We start from the raw sequence: 20,573 nt of genomic DNA, 5'->3' as shown, positions 1-20,573 counted from the left end.
TCGCGCCCGCGTCCGGATAGCGCTCCAGGCTGTTCGCGGCCTCCGCGAACGCCGCGCGCGCGCCGGGAGGCGTGCCGAGCGGGTTCTCGTTGGACGAGAGCTTCACGACGCGGCGACCGTCGTCGGTGGTGGAGCGCCCCGGAACGTAGGGCGCGATGTCAATGATCCAGGGCTTGGGGACGGGGCCGTGAGCGTTGGCGTTCATGGGGCGGGCTGTAGCGGCGGCCGGGTTGCCTTGCAAAGGCGGCGGTCCTAGCCGGACGGCCATGTCGTTCGACCCCATGTCCCAGGATCGGCGCTTCGGCCTCGATCGGCGCGTGACGCTCCCCGGGCCGCTCGCGCTCGATGGGGGTGGGAATCTGTCGCCGGTCGAGATCGCCTACGAGACCTATGGGACGCTCGACGCCGACCGCTCGAACGCCGTGCTGATCTGCCACGCGCTGACCGGCGACCAGCATGTCGCGAGCGTCCATCCGCGCACCGCCAAGGCCGGTTGGTGGACGCGGATGGTGGGGGAGGGGAGGCCGATCGACCCGGCCCGGCATTTCGTGGTGTGCGCCAACGTGCTGGGTAGCTGCATGGGATCGTCGGGACCCGCGAGCGAGGGACCGGACGGGCGGCCGTTCGCGATGCGTTTTCCGGTGATCACGGTTCGCGACATGGTCCGCGCGCAACGAATGCTGCTCGACCATCTGGGCGTCGAGCGGTTGCGCGCCGTGGTGGGCGGATCGATGGGCGGCATGCAGGCGCTCAGCTGGGCCGCGACCTTTCCCGACCGCGTGCGCGCGGCGGTGGTGATCGCCTCGACCGCCAGGCACACCGCGCAGAACATCGCGTTTCACGAGGTCGGACGCCAGGCGGTGATGGCCGATCCGAACTGGCGCGGCGGCGACTATTACGGCGGGGACGGGCCAACCGCCGGGCTAGCGGTCGCGCGGATGGCGGCGCACATCACCTATCTGTCGGAGGCGGGGCTGACGGAGAAGTTCGGGCGCAAGCTCCAGGCGCGCGACACCAAGGGGTTCGGGTTCGACGCGGATTTCCAGGTCGAGAGCTATCTGCGGCACCAGGGAATCAGCTTCGTCGACCGGTTCGACACCAACTCGTACCTCTATATCACCCGGGCGATGGATTATTTCGATTTGGCCGAGGAGCATGGCGGACTGCTGGCGAACGCGTTCCGGGGCAGCCGGACTCGCTTCTGCCTGGTCAGCTTCGACACCGACTGGCTGTATCCCACAGCCGAATCGCGCCGGGTCGTCCATGCGCTCAACGCGGGCGGCGCGGCGGCGAGCTTCGTGGAACTAGCGAGCCCGTTCGGCCATGACGCCTTCCTGCTCGACAACCCGGAACTGAGCCGCGTCGTCGATGGCTTCCTGCGGGCCGACGCGTGACCTTGCGGGCCGACCTCCGGATCATCGCCGGACATGTCGCGGCCGGTAGCCGGGTGCTCGATATCGGGTGCGGCGACGGCGCGCTGATGGCGGCGCTGCGCGACGGGAAGGGGGTGGACGCACGCGGGCTGGAGATCGACGGGGCCAACGTCGCGGCCGCGCTCGCGCGCGGGCTGTCGGTGGTGCAGGGCGACGCCGACCGCGATCTGGCCGAGTATCCGGACGCCAGTTTCGACTATGCCGTGCTCAGCCAGACGTTGCAGACCACGCGCGCGCCCGACCAGGTGCTCGGCCACCTGCTGCGGATCGGCGGACGCGCGTTCGTGTCGTTCCCCAACTTCGCCCACTGGCGCGTGCGGCTGTCGCTGCTGCGCGGCGGGAGGATGCCGGTGACGCGGCTGCTGCCCGAACGGTGGTACGACACGCCCAACATCCACCATCTGACCGTGGACGACTTCCGCGCCTTCGTCGCCGAGCGCGGGATCATGGTGGAACGGGCCTGGTTCCTGGCCGGATCGGGGCGGACCGGACCCGCGAACGCCAACCTGCTGGCGGAACATGCGGTGTTCTTGCTAAAGATTTAATCGAGATTAAAGGAACCAGCCAAAAGCGGCGGCGTTGCCTATCTTATTGCGTAATCTGGATTAAATATGGGCAAGACCGCACTGATCGTCGAGGATGAGATCTTCGTCGCCTTGGATCTGGAACGCATCCTGACCGATGCGGGCTATTCGGTGTGCGCGATCGCGCCCGACAGCGAGGCCGCGCTCGCCGCCGCGCCCGCGTGCGACTTCGCACTGGTGGACGTCAATCTGCGCGACGGCTGCACCGGCCCGGACATCGCGCGCCGGATCGCGCGCGATCACGGGGTAAAAGTCGTGTTCGTCACCGCCAACCCCGCCCAGATCGGCGAGGCCGCGCATGCGCTGGGCTATGTGCGCAAGCCGTTCAGCGAGGCCGCAATCTTGGCCGCTGCCAAGCTGGCGGGAAGCGAGCAGGCTGCGGCCGCCAAAGACGGCCTTCGGCAGATCGGCCGCGCCACTTAGGCCCGCTGAGCCTATCCCCGGTCGAACGCGGATAGCGGCACGTCGAGCGTCACCACCAGCCCGTCCGGTCGCCAGTCGCGCCGGATTTCGCCACCAAGTTGACGCACCGCGCTCAGTTCGACCAGTTGCGTGCCGAAGCCGATATGGTCGCCCGGCGCGACCACCGGCGGGCCGCCGCGTTCGGTCCAGCGAACCGTCGCGCGTCCTTCGCCCCGCGCGATCGTGACCGTCACCGCGCCGCCATCGGCCGACAGCGCCCCGTATTTGGTCGCGTTGGTCGCGAGCTCGTGGAACAACAGCGCAACCGGGGTGGCGGATCGGTCGTCGATGGGCAGGTCGTCGCCCTCGATGCGGATGCGGTCATAGGGCGCGAACAGTTCGGCGAGCAGGCCGTGGAAGGAGTCGGGCGCTACGTCGCGCCGGGAATAGGCGCTGTGCGGCCGCACAAAATCATGCGCGCGGCCGAGCGCGGTGATCCGGTCCCGCAGGTCGGCCGCGGCATCCGCCATGCCCGGGCGCTTCTTGGCCGCGAGCGAGATCAGGCCGGAGATGACGGAAAAGATGTTCTTGATGCGGTGGCTCAGCTCCTGGGAGACGACCTCGCGCTCCTCCGATGCGAGCTTCTGCTCGTGGATGTCGGTGCAAGTGCCGACCCAGCGGGTGATCGGGCCGTTCCCCTCCCGCACGGCCAGCGCGCGGCCCAGCACCCAGCGATAGATGCCATCATGGCGGCGCAGGCGATATTCGATTTCGTACGGATTGCCCGTGGCCAGACAATCGGCCCAACCAAGCGAGGCGCGCTCCTGGTCGTCGGGGTGGAAGATCCCGTTCCACTCCTCGCCATCGGTCGATCCGGCGGCCAAGCCCGTGAACTCGTACCACCGCGCATTGTAATAATCGTGGAAGCCGTCGGGCTGCGTCGACCACACCATCTGCGGCATGGCATCGGCGAGCAGGCGGAGACGGTTCGCGCTCTCGGTCAGCTGCGCCAGGTTCTTGGCGCGCGCCTCCTCGCGCGCGCGCTCGGCGCGGCGATCGTCCAGGCGGCCCATCGCGGCCTTGGCGAGGATCTCGAGTCCATGGCGCTGAACGTCGGTCAGGCCCTCGCGCGCGGTCGTGTCGTACACGCACACGCTGCCCAGCGTCTCGCCCTCCGGCGTGACGAGCGGCGCGCCCGCATAGAAGCGCAGGGCGAAACCGCCCGTGACGTACGGATTGGCCGCAAAGCGCGGGTCGGCGGTGGCATCCGGGACGACCGAGACGCCGGGCTCGTCCATGAAGTGCGTACAGAAGCTCAGGTCGCGCGGGGAGCCGGGCAGGTCGACACCGTGCGCGGACAGAAAATGCTGATAATCGTCGTCCATCACCGTCACGGTGGCGAGCGGCGCGCCGAGCAGCTCGGCCGCGAAATCGGCGAGGTCGGCCATGTCGCGCCGCGCGGTCGCGCCCGCGACGTCGTAGGGAGCCACGACGCGCGCTCGCTCCCCCGGATCGCCGGCGTCACCTATATGGGGAGAGTCCAAGCGATCCCCTTAGAACGGTACGTCGTCATCGAGATCGTCCGCGAAGCCGCCGCCCTGGCCGAAGCCGCCGCCCTTGGCCCCGCCGCCGCCGCGGGCCGCGCCGCCGCCATAGCCGCCGCCCGGTCCGCCGCCGCCATATTCGTCACCGCCGCCGCCGAAGTCGCGGCCGCCACCTCCACCGCCGCCGCCCTCACCGCCGGCTCGGTCGAGCATCGTCATCACGCCATTGAAGCGCGGGATCACCACCTCGGTCGTGTAGCGGTCGGCCCCATTCTGGTCCTGCCACTTGCGGGTCTGTATCTGTCCCTCGAGATAGACCTTGGCGCCCTTACGCAGGTATTTCTCGGCGGTCTCGGCGATGCGCTCGTCGTTGATGACGATATTGTGCCACTCGGTCTTCTCCTTCTTTTCCCCCGACTGGCGGTCCTTCCACGATTCGGAAGTGGCGAGCGTCAGCTTGACGATCTTGCCGCCGTTCTGGAACGATTTGGATTCGGGGTCCTTGCCCAGATTGCCGACCAGGATGACCTTGTTGACGCTGCCCGCCATATGCTCTCCGTTACAGGCCGAACGCCACCGCCGACCAATAGGTTATACCCGCCATCACGTAGGCGGTCGCGAACAAATAGCCAACCATGAAGGCGGGCCACTTCCACCCGTTGGTTTCCCGCCTGGCGACGGCGATCGTGGAGATGCATTGCGGCGCGAACACGAACCACATCAGGAACGCGAGCGCGGTCGGCAGGCTCCAGCGGGTACGCAGGTTGTCGCGGATCGTCCGCGCGCCGCTCGCCCCTTCCGGATTGTCGACCGCATAGACGGTGCCGATCGCCGCCACCGCCACCTCGCGCGCGGCCATGGCGGGGATCAGCGCCAGCGCGATGTCGCGGTTGAAGCCGATCGGGGCGACGATCACCTCGACGCCGTTCGCGATACGGCCCGCGACCGAATAATCGACCGGCGACACGGTGCTGCCTTCGGGCGGCTTGGGAAAGCTGAGCAGCGCCCACAGCACGATCGTCGTCACCGCGATGATCGACCCCGCGCGCTTCAGGAACACCGCGGCGCGCGACCATAGGCCGATCAGCAGATCGCGAGGGCGGGGCCACTGGTATTTGGGCATCTCGAGCATGAAGCCCGACGACGCGCCCTTGGTGACGGTCCGCCGCAGCACCAGCGCCGCGACGAACGCGCCGACGATGCCAAACAGATACAACCCGAACAGCACGATCCCCTGCAGCCCGACGAACGGCGCGAGCTGGCGATCGGGGATGAACGCGCCGATGATCACGGTATAGACCGGCAGCCGCGCGGAGCAGGTCATCAGCGGCGCGACGAGGATGGTCGTCAGCCGGTCCTGCTCGTCGTCGATCGTGCGCGTCGCCATGATGCCCGGCACCGCGCAGGCGAAGGACGACAGGAGCGGGATGAAGGCGCGCCCCGAGAGCCCTGCGCGCGCCATTATCCGGTCCATCAGGAACGCCGCGCGGACCATGTAGCCCGACGCTTCGAGCACCAGGATGAAGCCGAACAGGATCAGGATCTGCGGCAGGAACACGACCACCGCGCCGACCCCCGCGAGCACGCCGTCGGTCAGGAGGTCGCGGACCCAACCGCCCGGCATAACGGCCTCGACCTGCGCCGTCAGAAAAGCGAGCCCGTTCTCGATCCAGCCGATCGGTGCCTCCGACCAGCTGAACACCGCCTGGAACATGACGAAGAGCAGGGCGACGAGGAGGATAGGACCGAAAACGGGGTGGAGTGCGACGCCGTCGATCAGGTGCGCCCAGCGCCGCGCGGGCGTCTCGCTCACGACCGCCGCCGCCGCGAGCACGCGGGCGCGCTTCTGAAGGACCCCCAGCGGTTCGGGCTCGGCGGCGGGGCGGGGCCTGGACGTCGCGGCGAGCGCGGCGGCTTCCAGCAGGTCGGGAAGCCCGCGCCGCCGGACCGCCACCGTCGGCAGCACGGGCACGCCCAGTTCGCGCGCGAGGGCGTCGGGGTCGAGCACCAGCCCGTCGCGCTCGGCCAGGTCGACCATGTTGAGCGCGACCACGACGGGCAACCCCAGCGCGATGATCTGGAGGCAAAAGCGCAGGTGATTGTCGAGATTGGCGGCGTCGAGCACGACGACCAGCGCGTCGGGCCGCCGCTCGCCCGCCAACCTGCCCATCACCATATCGCGCGTCACCGCCTCGTCGGGTGAAACGGGATCGAGGCTGTAGGCGCCGGGCAGGTCGACCAGTTCGGCGGGGCGACCGTCGGGAAGGACCAGCCGCCCCGATTTGCGCTCGACGGTGACGCCCGGGTAGTTGCCCACTTTCTGCCGCGCGCCGGTGAGCGCGTTGAACAGCGCGGTCTTACCGGCGTTGGGATTGCCGACGAGCGCTACGAGCGGGGCGGGCGTCATGCCCTTCGGCGTTGGTGGAGGGTCAGGCCGCCACGGGCGCGACGTCGGCGGTCGAGACATGGATCACGGCGGCGACCGCGCGGCGGATCGCGACGGTCATGCGCCCGATCCGGCAGGCGATCGGGCCGCCACGCAAGCCCGCGCGGTGCAGCACCTCGACGCCGACCCCCTCGTCGAAGCCGAGCTCGCGCAAGCGGCGAGCCTCGGAGAGACCCAGCCGATCCCATTCGATGGCCGACACTGTCGCGCGCTGGAAACGCGGGAGAGACTCGAGGCTCAGGGCGGGAGAGATGCGCTGGGACATATCCATATGCGAGTGATTATCACTAACCGTTGCTGGTGGGAAGCCCTTTGCGAACAACTCGCAAGCAGCGCCGCCTACCGCTCCGGATAGCGCAGCCGCCCGACGAAGCGCGACAGGCTGGGACGGTAGAGCGAACGGTTGGCCATGCCCGCCTTCAGCTTCTCGAACCGAAGGATGCCGTCGATGCGGCGATCCAGGAACGCGCGGGTGTCGGCGAAGTCCTCGCTGTCGTCGTTCAGGAACACCGACACCGTCGCGGCGTAGACGCCGAGCAGGATCGTGCGCTTGGTATAGTGGTTCAGGTCGGTCGCGGTATCGCCCGCGCGCCGCCAAATCAGATCGACCGTCCGCCAGCCGAGCCGGGCGGCGCGCGTGACGTTGCCCGGCGTGGCGAGCACCGCCAGCGCGCGGCGCAGCGCTTCGCGATCGGGCGCGACCACCTCCAGCCGCGCCTCGACCTGGAGCGCGATGCGCTCGCGGATCCTGGCGGCCGCGAGCCGGTCGGTGGGGACGGTCTCCGTCATCCGCGCGTCGACGTACGCGAACCAGGCGTCGATCATGTCGACCGCGCCCTTCGGATAGGCGAGGCGGGCCACGTCGCGGTCAACCCCGGCCTCGTCGGCGGCCAGCCCAAGCGCCGCGTCGCCCCAGCCGTCGAAGCCCGCATTGGCGGCGATGCCGGGCGCGAGCGCGAGGCGCAGCTCATCGAGGGTCGCGTCGGACAGATCGGTCATGCCGGCTCCTTTACCGTACCGATATCGGCTTGCGGTCCGCCGCCCGCAACCGCCGGCCCGCGCCGGACGAGCACCAGGGCTGCGGCGACCAGCGCGATGCCGAGCAGGTCGGGAGCCCCAAGCTTCTCGCCATAGACGATCCACCCGACGGTCCCGGCCACGACCGGCTGCGTCAGCAGCGCGATCCCGATTACGAGCGGGGACAGCTTGCCCAGCGCATAGATCATCAGCCCCTGGCCCAGCACCTGGCTGGCGAGCGCGAGCCCGACCAGCGGTACCCAGTCGCCAGGCCATATCCGCTCGCCGAGGACCCAGGCGAACAGCAGCAGCGGCAGCACGCTGGCGAGCGTCGACAGCGCGAGCGCGGGCATCGGGGCCATCGTGTCCCGCGCGCGCGCCATGCAGATGAAATAGACGGTGTAGAGGATGCCGGCGAGCAGGCAGAGCAGGTCGCCGGTCAGGTTGCGCGGATCGAGCTGGTAGCTGCGCCCCATCAGCAACACCGCCCCGACCGTCGCCAGCAACAGCGCGACCGCTTGGGCTCGCGTCGGCCAGGCGCGCGCGATCAGGAAGCCGTAGACCGGAAAGATCAGCGTCGCCGAATTGCCGAACAGCGTCGCGTTGGCGAGCGTGGTGCGCAGGATGCCCAGATGCCAGGCGGCCAGGTCGGCGGCGAAGCAGACGCCGCCGGCCGCCAGCATCCACCATAGCCCACGCCCCAACCGCATCGGCCGCGCGCCGGAGCCCCAGGCGAGCGCGACGAGCAAAGGCGCGGCGAGCGCGATCCGCCAGAAGCCCGACGCGACCGGGCCCGTATCGGCCAACCGTACGAACCACGGCCCGAACGCCAGCGCGACGTTGGAGACGACCAGGGCGGCGAACGCGCGCGTGCTTGGGGCGGGCGAAGTAGAAGTTGGAGCGTCCGCCGGGTGCATGCCGCGCCATAGCCGCCTATGTCGCGGCGACACAGTCCGAACGGAGCGCACCATGCCGAGCCTCTTCGATCCTATCCAGCTGGGCGCGATCCACGCCCCCAACCGCATCCTCATGGCCCCGCTCACCCGTGGTCGAGCGACCAGGGACGCGGTGCCGACGCCGATGATGGTCGACTATTACGCCCAGCGCGCGGGTGCCGGGCTGATCATCTCGGAGGCGACGGGCATCAGCCGCGAGGGGCTGGGCTGGCCTTATGCGCCCGGCCTGTGGACCGACGAGCAGACGGAGGCATGGGTGCCGGTGATCGACGCGGTCCACGCCGCGGGCGGGCGCATCGTCGCGCAGCTGTGGCATATGGGGCGGCAGGTGCATTCGTCGGTGATCGGCGGACAGCCCGTCTCCTCCTCGGCTACCGCGACCGAGGGCAAGGCGCATACCTTCGAGGGCAAGCAGCCGTTCGAGGAAGCGCGACCGCTGGCCGAGGCCGAGATGCCGCGGTTGCTCGACGATTACGCGCTGGCGACGCGCAACGCGCTCGCGGCCGGGTTCGACGGGGTGCAGATTCACGCCGCGAACGGCTATCTGATCGACCAGTTCCTGCGCGACGGGGCCAACTACCGCACCGACGCCTATGGCGGCTCCCCCGAGAACCGCATCCGCCTGCTTCGCGAAGTGACCGAGCGCGTGGCGTCGGTGGCGGGCGCGGACCGCACGGCGGTGCGCCTGTCCCCCAATGGCGACAGCCAGGGCGTGGACGATAGCGATCCGGTGTCCGTCTTCATCCCCGCCGTCCGCGCGCTCGGCGAGATCGGCATCGCATTCCTCGAACTGCGCGAGCCCGGACCCGAAGGCACCTTCGGCCGCACCGACGTACCGCGCCTGTCCCCCGCCATCCGCGAGGCGTTCGCCGGGCCGCTGGTGCTCAATTCCGACTATGGCCAAGCGAACGCGCGGGAGAAGCTCGACGCCGGCACGGCCGACGCGATCGCGTTCGGGCGGCCGTTCATCGCCAACCCCGACCTGGTCGACCGCTTCCGCTCGGGCGAGCCGCTCGCGCCCGACGACATGAAGACGTGGTACAGCCAGGGACCGGAAGGGTATGTCGACTACCCGGCGCTGGCGCGCGTGGCGGCGTGATCACCAACCCTTTCCCGCCTTTGCGGGAGAGGCAAAGACGTGGCGTAGCCGCGGCGAGGGTGAGGGGTGGGCCTCTCCGGGAGAGGTCCGGCCCTCACCTTGGCGCTTCGCGCCGGTCCCTCTCCCGCGAAAGCGGGAGAGGGTTACGAGAACCGATCCCGAAGCGCCAGCATCGCGAGTGCCGCCTGGGCCGCGCCGCCGCCTTTGTCGCCCTCGGTCGGGCGCGCTCTTGCCAGCGCCTGGGCCTCGTTCTCCACGGTCAGGATGCCGTTGCCGATCGCCAGGCCGTCCAGCGTCAGCGCCATGATCGCACGCGCGGACTCGCCCGCGACGATCTCGAAATGATAGGTCTCGCCGCGGATCACGACGCCGAGCGCGACGAACGCGTCGTACGACTCCGCCGCGAGCGCGATCACGCCGGGCAGCTCGAGCGCGCCGGGGACGGTGATCGTCTCGTGCTCGTGCCCCGTCGCCTCGATCGCTCTCCGAGCGCCCTCCAGCAGCAGGTCGTTCAGATGGTCGTAGAAGCGCGCCTCGACGATCAGGATGCGTGCCATCCCTACTCGCCCCCGGTGCCGGGGATCGCGCGCTCGCCGACGATGCTGAGGCCGTAGCCGTCGAGCGCGACCAGCGTATGGTGCGTGTTGGTCAGCAGCACCATGTCCTGCACCCCCAATTCCGCCAGGATCTGCGCGCCGACGCCGTAATCCCGCAGCTCCTCGATCTCCGGCGCGCCCGCGCCCTTGCCCTCGCCGCGCAACTTGATGAAGCGCGACACCGAGTCCTTCATCGGCCGGTTGATGACGACGATCACGCCCTCGCCCTCCTCCGCGATCAGCTCCATCGATCGCGACAGGAGCCCGGTGCGCTCCGACTCCTCGCCGAACATGTCGACGAAGTAGGATGCGGTGTGCATCCGCACGAGCGTCGGCTTGTCCGGGTCGATATGCCCCTTCACCAGCGCGATCGTCTCGTCGCCGCTCGCCTTGTTGTAGTAGGTGATCGCGCGCCACTGCCCGCCCCAGCGCGACTGGAACGGCATCTCCGCGCGCTTCTCGACCAGATGGTCGTAGCGGCGGCGGTACGCGATCAGGTCGCGGATCGTGCCGATCTTCAGCCCATGGAACTGCGCGAAGGTGACGAGGTCGTCGAGGCGGCTCATCGTGCCGTCCTCGTTCATGATCTCGCAGATCACGCCCGACGGGTTCAGCCCCGCCAGCCGCGACACGTCGACCGCCGCCTCCGTATGCCCCGTGCGCACCAGCACGCCGCCGTCGCGCGCGATCAGGGGGAAGACGTGGCCGGGCGTCACGATCTCGTCGCGGCCCTTGGACGAATCGATCGCGACAGCGACGGTCCGCGCGCGGTCGGCGGCCGAGATGCCCGTCGTCACCCCGTCGCGCGCCTCGATCGATACGGTGAAGGCGGTCTCGTGGCGCGTGCCGTTATGGCGGCTCATCAAGTCCAGCCCGAGCTCCTCGACGCGGCGCTTGGTGAGCGCCAGGCAGATCAGCCCGCGACCATGCTTGGCCATGAAATTGATCGCGTCGGGTGTCGCCATCTGCGCGGGGATGACCAGGTCGCCCTCATTCTCGCGGTCCTCGTCGTCTACCAGGATGAACATGCGGCCGTTCTTGGCCTCGTCGATGATCTCCTCGGGCGAGGAAAGGAAGGCATGGCGCAGGCGCGACAGCTCGGGCCGCGAGGAACTAGGCTGCACCATGATAGGCCTCCATTCGCTTCAGATAGCGCGCGAGCACGTCGATCTCGATGTTGACCGCCATCCCCGGCTCCAGCCCGCCGAGCGTCGTCGCGCCTTGCGTATGCGGGATGACGTTGATCCAGAAGCGCGATCGCGCGCCCTCGTCGGCGACGCCGTTGACGGTGAGCGACACGCCGTCGATCGTGATCGATCCCTTGCCCGCCACGTACGGCGCGATGTCGGCGGGAACGGCGATGTCGATCCGCTTCGAGTCGCCCTCGGCGGCGACGGCGACGACCTCGGCGACGCCGTCGACATGACCGGTGACGATATGTCCGCCCATCTCATCGCCGAGCTTCATCGCGCGTTCGAGATTCAGGCGGCGGCCCTCGCGCCACTGGCCCTGGGCGGTGCAGGACAGCGTCTCGCCCGACACATCGACCGCGAACCAGCCCGGCCCGCCCGCCGGCGACTTGTCGACCACGGTCAGGCACACGCCCGAGCAAGCGATCGACGCGCCGAGATCGACGCTGCCCGTGTCGTAGGCGGTACGCACGACCACGCGCATGTCGCCGCGCGTCTCGATGCTGTCGATCGTGCCGATATCGGTGATTATGCCGGTGAACATCGCGTCAGCTCCTCCGGCGCTCGTAGACCTCGAGCCGGTCGCCGCCAAGCCCGCGCGCGTCGTGCAGCCGCCACCGCCCATGCGCCGCGGCTAGGTCGGGGAGGCCGATATCGCCGATCGCGGACAGCCCGCCGCCGATGACGATCGGCGCGCGGTAGAGGAGGAGGCGGTCGACGAGGTCGGCGGCCAGGAACGCGGCGGCGGTGGCCGCGCCACCCTCGACGAGGAGGTGGTCGCCGCCCGGGAGGTCGGCAACGGCGTGGGGACTCGCGATAACCTCCCATCTCCTTCCGTCATCCCCGCGCAAGCGGGGACCCACCTCCGACCCGTCGTGCATCGCCGATCCGGCGGGAGATGGGCCCCCGCCTGCGCGGGGGTGACGGGTCAGGAGAATGCGTCGAGGACTGCGCCCCTCCAGCCCCGCCAGCCGAACGTCCAGCGTCGGCGCGTCCGCTTCCCACGTACCTCGCCCGACCAGGATCGTCTCGTGCCGCGCGCGCTCCAGATGGGCGTGCGCGCGCGAGGCCGGGCCGGTGATCCAACGGCTCTCGCCCGATGCGGTCGCGATGCGGCCGTCGAGCGAGGTGGCGAGCTTGAGCGTGACATGCGGCCGGCCGTGGGTCCGGCGCGTGAGGAACCCCGCCATCGACCGCTGTGCGTCCTCCGCGCGGATGCCGACCGCGACCGCCACTTCCGCCGCGCGTAACCGCGCGAACCCGCCGCCATCCGTGCGCGGATCGGGATCGCCCAGCGCCGCCACCACCCGCGCGACGCCGGCCTCGACCAACGAATCCGAACAGGTCGGCCCGCGTACCGACCGGTGCGCGCACGGCTCCAGCGTCGTATAGCAAGTCGCGCCGCGCGACTCCGCGCCCGCCTGTTCCAGCGCCATCGCTTCGGCATGCGGCCGCCCGCCGATTTGCGTCCAGCCGCGCCCGACGACGCGGCCATCCCGGACGATGACGCAGCCGACATTGGGGTTGGGCGCGGTCCGCCCGCGCCCACGCTCGCCCAGCGTCAACGCCGCGCCCATCCAGCGTGCATCGTCGTCCGTCAGAGACCTACGCTTTTCAGATTGTCGTCGAGCCGCTTGAACGACGCCTGGCGCTCCAGCTCGAGCTTGCGGCGCTCGGCCAGCCGCTCGGCCTTGATCGCGCCGTCGATCTTCTGCTGCGCCGTGATCTGCGCGTCGGTGCGGTCGAGGCGATATTGCTCCACATAGATGATGTCGGGCGTGTAGGTCTCCTCGATCTGACCGTCGAACGCGAAGGCGTAGACGAAGAAGCCGGTCACCATCATCGCCAGCAGCAGGAAGCCGAGTTCGTACGGCTCGCGCCCGTTCAGGAAGCGCCGCAGGTCGAGGAACGCGCGGATGGGCGACAGGCGGGCGAAGAATTGCATGGAGCAGGAGATAGTCGGCCCGCACGGGCTTTGCGAGCCCATGCGACCGAACCGTCCGTCGGTCGTTTTCGGAGGAAGGAGACCCGTGATGCTCGAACATGTTCCCGCCTGGCTGGGCCGTACGCTGTCGGGGGTGCGCGCCGGCCCCGAGAAGCTGGCGGTGGTGCAGCTCGCCGCCGGGCTGCCCGAGCTCGAGCTGATGAGCCCCGCCTTTGCGCATGGCGGCCGCCTGCCGCCGCGCTTCACCGCCGACGGGGCTGGCGCGTCGCCGCCGCTCGTATGGACCGCGCCGCCTGCCGGGACCGCCCGGCTGGCGCTGCTGGTCGAGGACGCCGACGCGCCGGCGCCGCAGCCGCTGGTCCATGCGGTGATCTGGGGTCTCGCCGCCGAGTCCGGGCGGCTCGAGGAGGGCGCGATCGCGGCCGACGGCGACGGCTTCGCGGGCCGCGACGTGGGCCGCAATTCGTTCTTCCGTGAAGGCTGGCTGCCGCCCGATCCGCCGACGGGCCACGGCGAGCATCGTTACGCCTTCCAGCTGTTCGCGCTGGATGCGCACGCGCCCGACCCGGGTGGGAACCCCGGCCGGGCGGCGTTGGTGGAGGCGATGCGCGGGCACCTGCTCGCGGCGGGATTGCTGATCGGCACCTATTCGCGCGAGGAGCCGGCCCCGGTCGGGCCGGTCGGCGCTACTGTGCCAAGCTAGGCCGGGGTCAGACGACCGGCGGCGCGCTCATGGCGATGAGGACGGCGGTGCAGGCGAAGCCCGCGACGGCGAAGGCGAACTGGCGGATCATGATGGGCATCCCTCGGAGCTGAAACGACGCCGGTCAGGCGACCGGGATGATGGGAACGGCGGTGCCCACCGCGATCGCGGCGAAGAACAGCGCGCCGACGAACGAGACGACGATGCGCTGAGCGGACTGGAAACGGCTGGTCATGATGTAGGTCTTTCCCTGTTGGCCGGCTGTGCGAACCATTCGCCCCGCCGATGCCGAATACTTTGCATCCCCCGTGCCAATTCCGACTATCGCCGCAATTCAGAGGGTTAACGGACGCGGTCTTTTCAGGTTGGGATCCTGCGCCACGTGGTCTCGCGACGCTTGCGATTTGTTGGCGCGTTTCAGCCCATGCAGAGCCGGTCGCGACCGGTCGTCTTGGCGGTGTAGAGAAACCGGTCCGCCCGCGCGAACGCCTCCACCAACGGTTCGCCCGGATTAACCGAGGTCAGCCCGACCGACACCGTCACCCGCCCGATCAGCATGTCGTTCTCGCGCGAGCGGAAGCGCTTGGTCGCGACAGCCTCGCGCGCGCCTTCCAGGATCGCCGCCGCCCGGTCGGGATCGACCCCCGTCAGCAGCACCGCAAACTCCTCGCCGCCGTGCCGCGCGACCATGTGCTCGCCGCACTCGACGCGCAGGCTGTCGGCGATCGCGCTCAGCACCCGGTCGCCGACGCCGTGGCCGTAGCCATCGTTGATGCGCTTGAACCGGTCGACGTCGCATATCGCCAGGCAGGCCGACCCGCGCCGGGCGGCGAACGCTTCCTCGAAGGCGCGGCGGTTGGGCAGTCCGGTCAGCATGTCCACCCGCGCCGTGACCTGCGCCTCGGCGAGCTTCGCGCGCAGCTCGTCGCCCTCGCGCGTCGCCCGCTCCAGCCGCTCCTCGGCCGCGTGGACGCGCGCCAGCACGGCGCCGGTGATCCGCGCGAGCTCGGCCATGCCGCCGCCGGGGTCGGTCCCGTCCGTCGTCGCCCTGTCCATCGTCGCAGCATGCGCCGCCAGATCGCGGCCGAACCCCTGCGCTTCGTGATGCACGTCGCGCATCACCCGCGCGAACTCCTCCACCTGCGACCAGACCTCGCCCATCAGCCGCCGTGTCGCCGCAGCGGCCTCGTCCGCCTCCGCCCCGACCTTGCCGGCCGTCCCCCCGACGACCGTGCCGCCCAGCTTCTCGATGTCGGCGCGGCTCAGCCGCACGCCGTCGTCGGTGATCCGAGCCACCGCCGCCGCGAGCGCGCCCGCCGGATCGCTGAGCACGTGATAGGCGAAAAGATAATGCGCGGGGTCCGGCGACAGCCGATGTTCGAGCAGGAACGCGCCTACGCGGGCGAACAGATCGTCGCCCGCATCGTCACCCCGCCCGTTCCGCGCCGCCGCGCCCCGCATCGCTCACCCTCAAGTCAACATCGATCAAGCGGGCGGTTTAATATCGATAGGTTAGGATTGCGTCACCGGGCACCCCCGGTCGACTTCGGCGCCAGCTGCCTCACGGCGGCCAGCGTCATCGTCACATGCTCGGCCGGGTTCATGTCGTTGTGGACAAAGGCGATCCGCCCGTCGCGACCGATGACGTAGCTGGTGCGGCTCGTGACGGTGCGCCCCCCGATCTGCCTGGGGAAGGCGACATCGTACCCGCTCACGACGCCCGGCCCCGCGCTCGCCACCGCGAACTTGCCCGCGCATTCGGTCGCCGAGAACTTCCGGAGCTGCTCGACCGGGTCGGCCGACATGCCGATCACCGTCGCGCCCGCCGCGCGGAACTCGCCCACCTTGTCCGCGAAGGCGCGCGCCTCGGCGTTGCAGCCCGAGGTGAAGGCGGCGGGGAAGAAATACAGCACCACCGGCCCGCGCTTGAGCTGCTGCGACAGCGTGACGTTGAAAACCTTACCGGCCATCGCGCCGCGCGTGGTGAAGTCGGGCGCCTTGGCCCCGGGCGCGAGCGTCGCGAGGGCGGGGGAGGCGAGCAGGGCGAGCATGAGGGCGAGGCGGCGCATGGAGGACTCCCGTGTTGATCCCGCTAACGCTACCCGCCCGCCCGCACCATTGCCAGCCGCCCGCGCCTGCGACTAGGCGGACCGATGCGCGTGACCCAAGCCGACATCGACCTCGCCGCCCGCCTTGCCGACGCGGCCGGGGCGGCGATCCGACCGTACTTTCGAGCGCCGCACGGCGTCGAGACCAAGGCGGACGGCTCCCCCGTCACGCTCGCCGACCGCGCGGCCGAGGCGGCGATGCGCCGGCTGCTCGATGCCGAAGCGCCCGGCGACGGCGTGGTCGGCGAGGAGTATGGCGAAAAGCCGGGCGTGACCGGCCGGCGCTGGGTGCTCGACCCGATCGACGGAACGCATAGTTTCACGGCCGGTCGGGCGATCTTCGGAACGTTGATCGCGCTCCTCGTCGATGACTGGCCGCTGCTGGGCGTCATCGACCAGGCGATCCAGCATGAGCGTTGGATAGGGGTGGTCGGGCGTGGGACCACGCTGGGCGGGGTTCCGACACGGACACGCGCCTGCGCGGCGTTGCCCGGGTCGATCCTGGCTACGAGCAGTCCGCATTATTTCGCGGAAACGGACGGGCCGCGCTTCCTTTCGCTCGTCGCCGCGACGGCGAGCGGCCGCATGGGCCCGCTTTATGGCGGCGACTGCTATAATTACGGCCTGCTGGCGTCCGGCCATCTCGACCTGGTGTGCGAGTCCGGCCTCAAGCTCCACGACTTCGCCGCGCTCGTGCCCGTGGTGGAGGGGGCGGGCGGCCGCATGTGCGATTGGCGCGGCGACCCGCTGACGGCGGACAGCACGGGCGACGTGCTGGCGATCGGCGATCCGGCCCGGGTGGACGACGTGCTGGAAGCGATGGGGACGATCGTGTGATTCTGTGATCTCCCTCTCCCCGCTCGCGGGGAGAGGGCCGGGGAGAGGGGTTCTCTCGAGGACAGGATCCGCTCTCTGAACAAGCCCCTCTCCCTGACCCTCTCCCCAAAGGGGAGAGGGAGAAGAACTAGAAAATCCCCAGGAACTTCTTCCGCTTCCCACCCTCTTCCTTGCTCGTCGTCCCGCGCCCGACATCGTCGCGTTTCTCGCCGCCCCTCGTCCGCTGCGCCGCCGCCGTCGCGCCGCCCAGCACGGGGCCGCACGCCGTCGATTTGGCGTCGCCGATATCGACGAAGGCCAGCACCGCGCCCACCGGCGACGCGACCAGCGCCAGCCCCAACCCGACGCCCGCCCGCGCCAGCAGTTCGGGGCTGATCACGTCCAGCTTGGGCGCGGCGAATTGCCCACCGATACCGACCGGCGACTGGCCGGAGAACAGCGAGAACTTCTTGCCGTCCGCGCGCATCGCCAGGTCGATCGCCTCCGTCCGGAAGCTGAACCCGCCCCGCCCGAGAATGACGTTCTTGGTCGTGTCGATCAGGATCGGGTCCGCCGCCGCCACCCCGTTCCTGACCGTGAAGCCGATCAGCCCGCAATTGATGCGGATCGGCTCCTTCAGCTTACCGCGGAACATCTTGTCGACGAAGGTGCCCAGATCGAGCTCGGCCAACTGCGCGTTACGCGTCCACATTGTGCCTGCGGGAATGGTGATCGCGATGCGGCCGTTGGCGGTGGACAGCGAATCGTGGACCGTGTCGCCCACGCCCACCAGCTGCGCCCGCGCCCGCACGGTGCCCGACGTCCCCGCCTCCTCGACGCCCCATCCCGCCAGCAGCCGCGCGATCGGCGTCGGGGCCAGGCGGATGTCGTATTTGGTGCGCACGGGAGCGCCGCGCGCGTCGATGACGATGTCCGACAACACCTCGCCGCGCGCCATGCTGAAGGTCAGCGGCGACAGCGTCAGTAGCCGGTTGTCGAGCTCCAGCGTCAAGTCGATGTTCGAGATCGGCACCCGCCGCGACCGGACCGCCGCCACCTTGTACCGCACGTCCGCGTCGAACAGCTTGAGCGACTCCACGCGGAGCCGCGCGTCCGGGAGCAGCCGCGGCACCGGGCCGGTCTGACCCGACGCGGCCGCCACGCCGACCGTCGCGATCAGGTCGGGATTATACCCCATGAACGGCGCGACATCGATGATGTCCAGGCTGCGGGTGCTGAGATCGGCGTCGATATGAATGCGGGGCTCGCGCTGCTTCACCGTGAAGCGCCCGGCGATGTCGCTGGTCCCGAACCGTCCCGCCAGCCGGGTGAAGCGGTATTCCGGCCCGTCCTTCACCATCCGCGCGCGCACCCGGTAGCCGCGCGATTCGGGCACCGCGACGCCGATGATGCCCAGCAGCTCGGCCATGTTCCGCCCACGCGCGGCGACCCGCAGCGGTACGCCCTCGATCTGCGTCGCGCTCGGCAGCGTTCCCGACATTTCGATCATGTCATATCCGAACCGCGCGGTCGCCTGAAGCTTGTTCTCGCCGTTCGCGACGGTCGAGTTGGGCGACAGCAGCGATCCCACCAACGTGAAGCGCGAGTCGAGCGCGCGCCCGTCACCCGAGAACCGGACCTGGTCGTCGATGCGTCCGGCGCCCGCGCGGATCGTCTCGAACCTGATATCGACCAGCACGCGCAATTGCGGATCGAGATATCGCAAGGACGTCCCAGCCACCGTCGCGCGCCCGATCAGCGGCATCTCGAACGGCTCGCCCTTCGCTTCCGAAAAGGTCCACGTATTGCGCCGGTGCGCCGCGTCCCATTCCAGGTCGATGCGCCCGCCCACCAGGTCCAGCCACCGTGCGCGCCGTCGGCCCCAGATCAGCGACAGCGGCGGGATGCGAGTCTCGATCCGCTGGGCGGCGAATAGGTCCGGCCGCGTCGCCCAAGCCGGGTTGGCGATCCGCATCCGCTCGGCCAGGAACTTGATATCGAACGGATCGAAATACAGCTGGAAGTCGCCCGCGACCCGCACCTCGCGCTCCAGCGAGCGCCCGACGATCGTCTCGAACGGCCCGCGCAGGAACCGGCCCTTGGTGATGTAGAGGACCAGCCAGACCGCGAACACCGCGCCGAAGACCCCCAGCACAACGTTGCGCACGATCCGCCAAGCCCGGCGCTTGCGCGGCCGCTGCTCCTCGACCCTCACTTCGGTTTGAACATTCATCCCGTGGACTTGCTCGTAATCCCCATGCGGGTCCAGCTAGTTGCATTCCCATGAACCGGAGATTATGCGCGCCCGTTCCATAGCGATGCAAACCCACCGAACTGCCCGGCCATCTTGGCGCTGCCGCGGCTGTTTCGTGCATCGCCTTTCCGAGGAGATGAAAATGCCCAAGCTCAAGACCAAGAGCGGCGTCAAGAAACGCTTCAAGCTCACCGCCACCGGCCTGCTCAAGCACGGCGTTGCCGGCAAGCGCCACCGCCTGCTGCATCACAATGGCAAGTACATCCGCCAGAACCGCGGCACCAAGGTCCTGTCCAAGGCCGACACGGCCGCGGTGAAGGCCTGGGCCCCCTACGGTCTCGGTTGAGCGGAAAGGATTAGACAATGGCACGCGTAAAACGGGGTGTAACTACCCGCGCCAAGCACAAGCGGATCTTGGAACAGGCGAAGGGCTATTACGGCCGTCGCAAGAACACGATCCGCATCGCCCGCCAGGCTGTCGAAAAGGCCGGGCAGTATGCCTACCGCGACCGCAAGGTTAAGAAGCGCACCTTCCGGGGCCTGTGGATCCAGCGCATCAACGCGGGCGTCCGGGCCGAAGGCCTGACCTATTCGCAGTTCATGCACGGGCTCAAGCTCGCGGGCGTCGAACTCGACCGGAAGGTCCTGGCCGACATCGCCATGCATGAGGGCGCGGCGTTTACCGCCATCATCGCGCAGGCGAAAGCGGCTCTGCCCCAGGCCGCCTGAAGGCGCCCTGTGAGAAAGCGACGAAGGGCGCGGGTGGCTAGGCCATCCGCGCCCTTTTTGTTATCGGCCTTGGCTTGTAAGGGCCGCTCCAATCCCCAACCCGTTCGTGCTGAGTTTGTCGAAGCAACGTCCTTCTTCCACGGCCGGTGAAGGTAGAACGACCCTTCGACAAGCGCAGGGCGAACGGAGAGAAGCAAACCGATGAACGATCTCCACGTCCTGTCCGAACAGCTGCTGACCTCGGTCGAGGCGTCCGCCTCGCTCGACGCGCTGGAGGCGGTCCGGGTCGACGCGCTCGGCAAGCAGGGGAGGGTGACCGCGCTCCTCAAGACGCTCGGGCCCATGACGCCGGACCAGCGCCAGGCGGAAGCGCCGCCGATCCAGGCGCTCCGTGAAGCGGTAACGGCCGCGATCGCGGAGCGTAAGGGCCACCTCGAACAGCTCGCGCTGGACGCCAGGCTCGCGGGCGAGCGCGTGGACATGACGCTCCCCGTCGACCTGCCCGCGCCCGGCACGATCCACCCCGTCAGCCAGGTGATGGACGAGCTAGCCGAGATCTTCGCCGATCTCGGCTTCGCGGTCGCGACGGGTCCGGAGATCGAGGACGACTGGCACAACTTCACCGCGCTCAATATCCCGGAAACCCACCCGGCAAGGGCAATGCACGACACCTTCTACATGACTCCCTCTCCCCTCTGGGGAGAGGGGCTGAGTCGGACGCGACCGACTGCCCATGCGGAAACAGCCCCTC

22 protein-coding genes and 2 pseudogenes are annotated in these 20,573 nt (G+C 69.4%); 9 read left to right on the top strand and 15 right to left on the bottom strand.

The features are described 5' to 3' along the window. Window positions 1-205: pseudogene (locus ACFE7F_RS13370) on the bottom strand (histidinol-phosphate transaminase); the annotation flags it as partial. A gap of 76 nt (window positions 206-281) precedes the next feature. Here ACFE7F_RS13370 and ACFE7F_RS13365 point away from each other — a divergent pair. The 3 genes from ACFE7F_RS13365 (at window position 282) to ACFE7F_RS13355 (ending at window position 2,440) form a co-directional block, all read left to right on the top strand. Next, the gene (locus ACFE7F_RS13365) at window positions 282-1,394 is read left to right on the top strand and encodes a homoserine O-acetyltransferase (protein WP_375404346.1); all 1,113 of its coding nucleotides are present in this window, start codon (window positions 282-284) and stop codon (window positions 1,392-1,394) included. Then, entirely contained in the window at window positions 1,391-1,978 is a 588-nt protein-coding gene (gene metW / locus ACFE7F_RS13360; protein ID WP_375404345.1) for a methionine biosynthesis protein MetW, read from the top strand. Before ACFE7F_RS13365 ends, metW begins: the two co-directional genes overlap by 4 nt. Window positions 1,979-2,044: 66 nt before the next feature. Further along, window positions 2,045-2,440: a response regulator gene (locus ACFE7F_RS13355; RefSeq protein ID WP_375404344.1), complete on the top strand. Its 396-nt coding sequence runs from the start codon at window positions 2,045-2,047 to the stop codon at window positions 2,438-2,440. 11 nt (window positions 2,441-2,451) lie between these two features. Here the strand turns inward: ACFE7F_RS13355 and ACFE7F_RS13350 are convergent, their stop codons facing one another. The 6 genes from ACFE7F_RS13350 to ACFE7F_RS13325 all read right to left on the bottom strand — a co-directional run bounded on the left by ACFE7F_RS13350 (window position 2,452) and on the right by ACFE7F_RS13325 (window position 8,343). Beyond that, on the bottom strand, window positions 2,452-3,867 hold the full coding sequence (locus ACFE7F_RS13350) for a sensor histidine kinase (protein WP_375404347.1): 1,416 nt from the start codon (window positions 3,865-3,867) through the stop codon (window positions 2,452-2,454). Between the two features lie 105 nt (window positions 3,868-3,972). After that, window positions 3,973-4,512: a single-stranded DNA-binding protein gene (ssb, locus tag ACFE7F_RS13345; RefSeq protein ID WP_375404343.1), complete on the bottom strand. Its 540-nt coding sequence runs from the start codon at window positions 4,510-4,512 to the stop codon at window positions 3,973-3,975. Window positions 4,513-4,522: 10 nt separating this feature from the next. Continuing rightward, entirely contained in the window at window positions 4,523-6,370 is a 1,848-nt protein-coding gene (locus ACFE7F_RS13340; RefSeq protein ID WP_375404342.1) for a ferrous iron transporter B, read from the bottom strand. Window positions 6,371-6,392: 22 nt separating this feature from the next. Next, window positions 6,393-6,680: a ferrous iron transport protein A gene (locus ACFE7F_RS13335; protein WP_375404341.1), complete on the bottom strand. Its 288-nt coding sequence runs from the start codon at window positions 6,678-6,680 to the stop codon at window positions 6,393-6,395. A 68-nt stretch (window positions 6,681-6,748) separates the two neighbouring features. Next, window positions 6,749-7,408, bottom strand: coding sequence for a COQ9 family protein (locus ACFE7F_RS13330; RefSeq protein ID WP_375404340.1), 660 nt, complete (start codon window positions 7,406-7,408; stop codon window positions 6,749-6,751). Then, window positions 7,405-8,343, bottom strand: coding sequence for a DMT family transporter (locus tag ACFE7F_RS13325; protein WP_375404339.1), 939 nt, complete (start codon window positions 8,341-8,343; stop codon window positions 7,405-7,407). Before ACFE7F_RS13325 ends, ACFE7F_RS13330 begins: the two co-directional genes overlap by 4 nt. A gap of 52 nt (window positions 8,344-8,395) precedes the next feature. On the opposite strand from ACFE7F_RS13325, the gene ACFE7F_RS13320 reads away from it, so the two are divergent. Continuing rightward, window positions 8,396-9,481 (top strand): alkene reductase, encoded by a 1,086-nt coding sequence (locus tag ACFE7F_RS13320; RefSeq protein WP_375404338.1) that lies wholly within the window; start codon window positions 8,396-8,398, stop codon window positions 9,479-9,481. Window positions 9,482-9,624: 143 nt separating this feature from the next. On the opposite strand, the gene ribH is transcribed toward ACFE7F_RS13320, so the two are convergent. Genes ribH through ACFE7F_RS13295 form a run of 5 tightly spaced genes read right to left on the bottom strand, consistent with a single transcriptional unit; the run spans window position 9,625 to window position 13,212 of the window. Continuing rightward, window positions 9,625-10,038, bottom strand: coding sequence for a 6,7-dimethyl-8-ribityllumazine synthase (gene ribH / locus ACFE7F_RS13315; protein ID WP_375404337.1), 414 nt, complete (start codon window positions 10,036-10,038; stop codon window positions 9,625-9,627). A 2-nt stretch (window positions 10,039-10,040) separates the two neighbouring features. Beyond that, window positions 10,041-11,204: a 3,4-dihydroxy-2-butanone-4-phosphate synthase gene (ribB, locus tag ACFE7F_RS13310; RefSeq protein ID WP_375404336.1), complete on the bottom strand. Its 1,164-nt coding sequence runs from the start codon at window positions 11,202-11,204 to the stop codon at window positions 10,041-10,043. Beyond that, entirely contained in the window at window positions 11,191-11,811 is a 621-nt protein-coding gene (locus tag ACFE7F_RS13305) for a riboflavin synthase (protein WP_375404335.1), read from the bottom strand. Before ACFE7F_RS13305 ends, ribB begins: the two co-directional genes overlap by 14 nt. A gap of 4 nt (window positions 11,812-11,815) precedes the next feature. Further along, window positions 11,816-12,844, bottom strand: coding sequence for a bifunctional diaminohydroxyphosphoribosylaminopyrimidine deaminase/5-amino-6-(5-phosphoribosylamino)uracil reductase RibD (ribD, locus tag ACFE7F_RS13300; protein ID WP_375404334.1), 1,029 nt, complete (start codon window positions 12,842-12,844; stop codon window positions 11,816-11,818). A 20-nt stretch (window positions 12,845-12,864) separates the two neighbouring features. Beyond that, window positions 12,865-13,212, bottom strand: coding sequence for a hypothetical protein (locus tag ACFE7F_RS13295; protein ID WP_375404333.1), 348 nt, complete (start codon window positions 13,210-13,212; stop codon window positions 12,865-12,867). Window positions 13,213-13,300: 88 nt separating this feature from the next. Between ACFE7F_RS13295 and ACFE7F_RS13290 the strand changes: the two genes are divergently transcribed. Then, window positions 13,301-13,915, top strand: coding sequence for a YbhB/YbcL family Raf kinase inhibitor-like protein (locus tag ACFE7F_RS13290; RefSeq protein WP_375404332.1), 615 nt, complete (start codon window positions 13,301-13,303; stop codon window positions 13,913-13,915). A gap of 417 nt (window positions 13,916-14,332) precedes the next feature. On the opposite strand, the gene ACFE7F_RS13285 is transcribed toward ACFE7F_RS13290, so the two are convergent. Together ACFE7F_RS13285 and ACFE7F_RS13280 are read right to left on the bottom strand one after the other, a co-directional pair. Continuing rightward, window positions 14,333-15,376 (bottom strand): GGDEF domain-containing protein, encoded by a 1,044-nt coding sequence (locus tag ACFE7F_RS13285; protein ID WP_375404331.1) that lies wholly within the window; start codon window positions 15,374-15,376, stop codon window positions 14,333-14,335. Between the two features lie 62 nt (window positions 15,377-15,438). Further along, window positions 15,439-15,984 (bottom strand): peroxiredoxin, encoded by a 546-nt coding sequence (locus ACFE7F_RS13280; RefSeq protein WP_375404330.1) that lies wholly within the window; start codon window positions 15,982-15,984, stop codon window positions 15,439-15,441. 84 nt (window positions 15,985-16,068) lie between these two features. On the opposite strand from ACFE7F_RS13280, the gene ACFE7F_RS13275 reads away from it, so the two are divergent. Continuing rightward, window positions 16,069-16,860, top strand: a complete 792-nt coding sequence (locus ACFE7F_RS13275) for an inositol monophosphatase family protein (protein WP_375404329.1) — start codon at window positions 16,069-16,071, stop codon at window positions 16,858-16,860. 127 nt (window positions 16,861-16,987) lie between these two features. On the opposite strand, the gene ACFE7F_RS13270 is transcribed toward ACFE7F_RS13275, so the two are convergent. Beyond that, window positions 16,988-19,072, bottom strand: a complete 2,085-nt coding sequence (locus ACFE7F_RS13270; RefSeq protein WP_375404328.1) for an AsmA family protein — start codon at window positions 19,070-19,072, stop codon at window positions 16,988-16,990. Between the two features lie 163 nt (window positions 19,073-19,235). On the opposite strand from ACFE7F_RS13270, the gene rpmI reads away from it, so the two are divergent. The 3 genes and pseudogenes from rpmI to ACFE7F_RS13255 all read left to right on the top strand — a co-directional run. Continuing rightward, on the top strand, window positions 19,236-19,439 hold the full coding sequence (gene rpmI / locus ACFE7F_RS13265) for a 50S ribosomal protein L35 (protein ID WP_093333883.1): 204 nt from the start codon (window positions 19,236-19,238) through the stop codon (window positions 19,437-19,439). Between the two features lie 17 nt (window positions 19,440-19,456). Further along, window positions 19,457-19,822, top strand: coding sequence for a 50S ribosomal protein L20 (rplT, locus tag ACFE7F_RS13260; protein WP_331006022.1), 366 nt, complete (start codon window positions 19,457-19,459; stop codon window positions 19,820-19,822). 201 nt (window positions 19,823-20,023) lie between these two features. After that, window positions 20,024-20,573, top strand: a pseudogene (locus ACFE7F_RS13255) (hypothetical protein); the annotation flags it as partial.

Source organism: uncultured Sphingomonas sp. (assembly GCF_964235535.1).
Classification (GTDB): Bacteria; Pseudomonadota; Alphaproteobacteria; order Sphingomonadales; family Sphingomonadaceae; genus Sphingomonas.
The sequence above is the reverse complement of the archived record's forward strand: the minus strand, read 5'-3'. Positions and strand labels throughout refer to the sequence as shown.

What these genes read in the sequence shown, in the direction of transcription:
- ACFE7F_RS13365 (WP_375404346.1), top strand. Translation starts at nt 282, where the DNA reads ATGTCCCAGGATCGGCGCTTCGGCCTCGATCGGCGCGTGACGCTCCCC.
- ACFE7F_RS13355 (WP_375404344.1), top strand. Translation starts at nt 2,045, where the DNA reads ATGGGCAAGACCGCACTGATCGTCGAGGATGAGATCTTCGTCGCCTTG.
- ACFE7F_RS13350 (WP_375404347.1), bottom strand. Translation starts at nt 3,867, where the DNA reads ATGGCCGACCTCGCCGATTTCGCGGCCGAGCTGCTCGGCGCGCCGCTC.
- ssb (WP_375404343.1), bottom strand. Translation starts at nt 4,512, where the DNA reads ATGGCGGGCAGCGTCAACAAGGTCATCCTGGTCGGCAATCTGGGCAAG.
- ACFE7F_RS13340 (WP_375404342.1), bottom strand. Translation starts at nt 6,370, where the DNA reads ATGACGCCCGCCCCGCTCGTAGCGCTCGTCGGCAATCCCAACGCCGGT.
- ACFE7F_RS13335 (WP_375404341.1), bottom strand. Translation starts at nt 6,680, where the DNA reads ATGGATATGTCCCAGCGCATCTCTCCCGCCCTGAGCCTCGAGTCTCTC.
- ACFE7F_RS13330 (WP_375404340.1), bottom strand. Translation starts at nt 7,408, where the DNA reads ATGACCGATCTGTCCGACGCGACCCTCGATGAGCTGCGCCTCGCGCTC.
- ACFE7F_RS13325 (WP_375404339.1), bottom strand. Translation starts at nt 8,343, where the DNA reads ATGCACCCGGCGGACGCTCCAACTTCTACTTCGCCCGCCCCAAGCACG.
- ACFE7F_RS13320 (WP_375404338.1), top strand. Translation starts at nt 8,396, where the DNA reads ATGCCGAGCCTCTTCGATCCTATCCAGCTGGGCGCGATCCACGCCCCC.
- ribH (WP_375404337.1), bottom strand. Translation starts at nt 10,038, where the DNA reads ATGGCACGCATCCTGATCGTCGAGGCGCGCTTCTACGACCATCTGAAC.
- ribB (WP_375404336.1), bottom strand. Translation starts at nt 11,204, where the DNA reads ATGGTGCAGCCTAGTTCCTCGCGGCCCGAGCTGTCGCGCCTGCGCCAT.
- ACFE7F_RS13305 (WP_375404335.1), bottom strand. Translation starts at nt 11,811, where the DNA reads ATGTTCACCGGCATAATCACCGATATCGGCACGATCGACAGCATCGAG.
- ribD (WP_375404334.1), bottom strand. Translation starts at nt 12,844, where the DNA reads ATGGGCGCGGCGTTGACGCTGGGCGAGCGTGGGCGCGGGCGGACCGCG.
- ACFE7F_RS13295 (WP_375404333.1), bottom strand. Translation starts at nt 13,212, where the DNA reads ATGCAATTCTTCGCCCGCCTGTCGCCCATCCGCGCGTTCCTCGACCTG.
- ACFE7F_RS13290 (WP_375404332.1), top strand. Translation starts at nt 13,301, where the DNA reads ATGCTCGAACATGTTCCCGCCTGGCTGGGCCGTACGCTGTCGGGGGTG.
- ACFE7F_RS13285 (WP_375404331.1), bottom strand. Translation starts at nt 15,376, where the DNA reads ATGCGGGGCGCGGCGGCGCGGAACGGGCGGGGTGACGATGCGGGCGAC.
- ACFE7F_RS13280 (WP_375404330.1), bottom strand. Translation starts at nt 15,984, where the DNA reads ATGCGCCGCCTCGCCCTCATGCTCGCCCTGCTCGCCTCCCCCGCCCTC.
- ACFE7F_RS13275 (WP_375404329.1), top strand. Translation starts at nt 16,069, where the DNA reads ATGCGCGTGACCCAAGCCGACATCGACCTCGCCGCCCGCCTTGCCGAC.
- ACFE7F_RS13270 (WP_375404328.1), bottom strand. Translation starts at nt 19,072, where the DNA reads ATGAATGTTCAAACCGAAGTGAGGGTCGAGGAGCAGCGGCCGCGCAAG.
- rpmI (WP_093333883.1), top strand. Translation starts at nt 19,236, where the DNA reads ATGCCCAAGCTCAAGACCAAGAGCGGCGTCAAGAAACGCTTCAAGCTC.
- rplT (WP_331006022.1), top strand. Translation starts at nt 19,457, where the DNA reads ATGGCACGCGTAAAACGGGGTGTAACTACCCGCGCCAAGCACAAGCGG.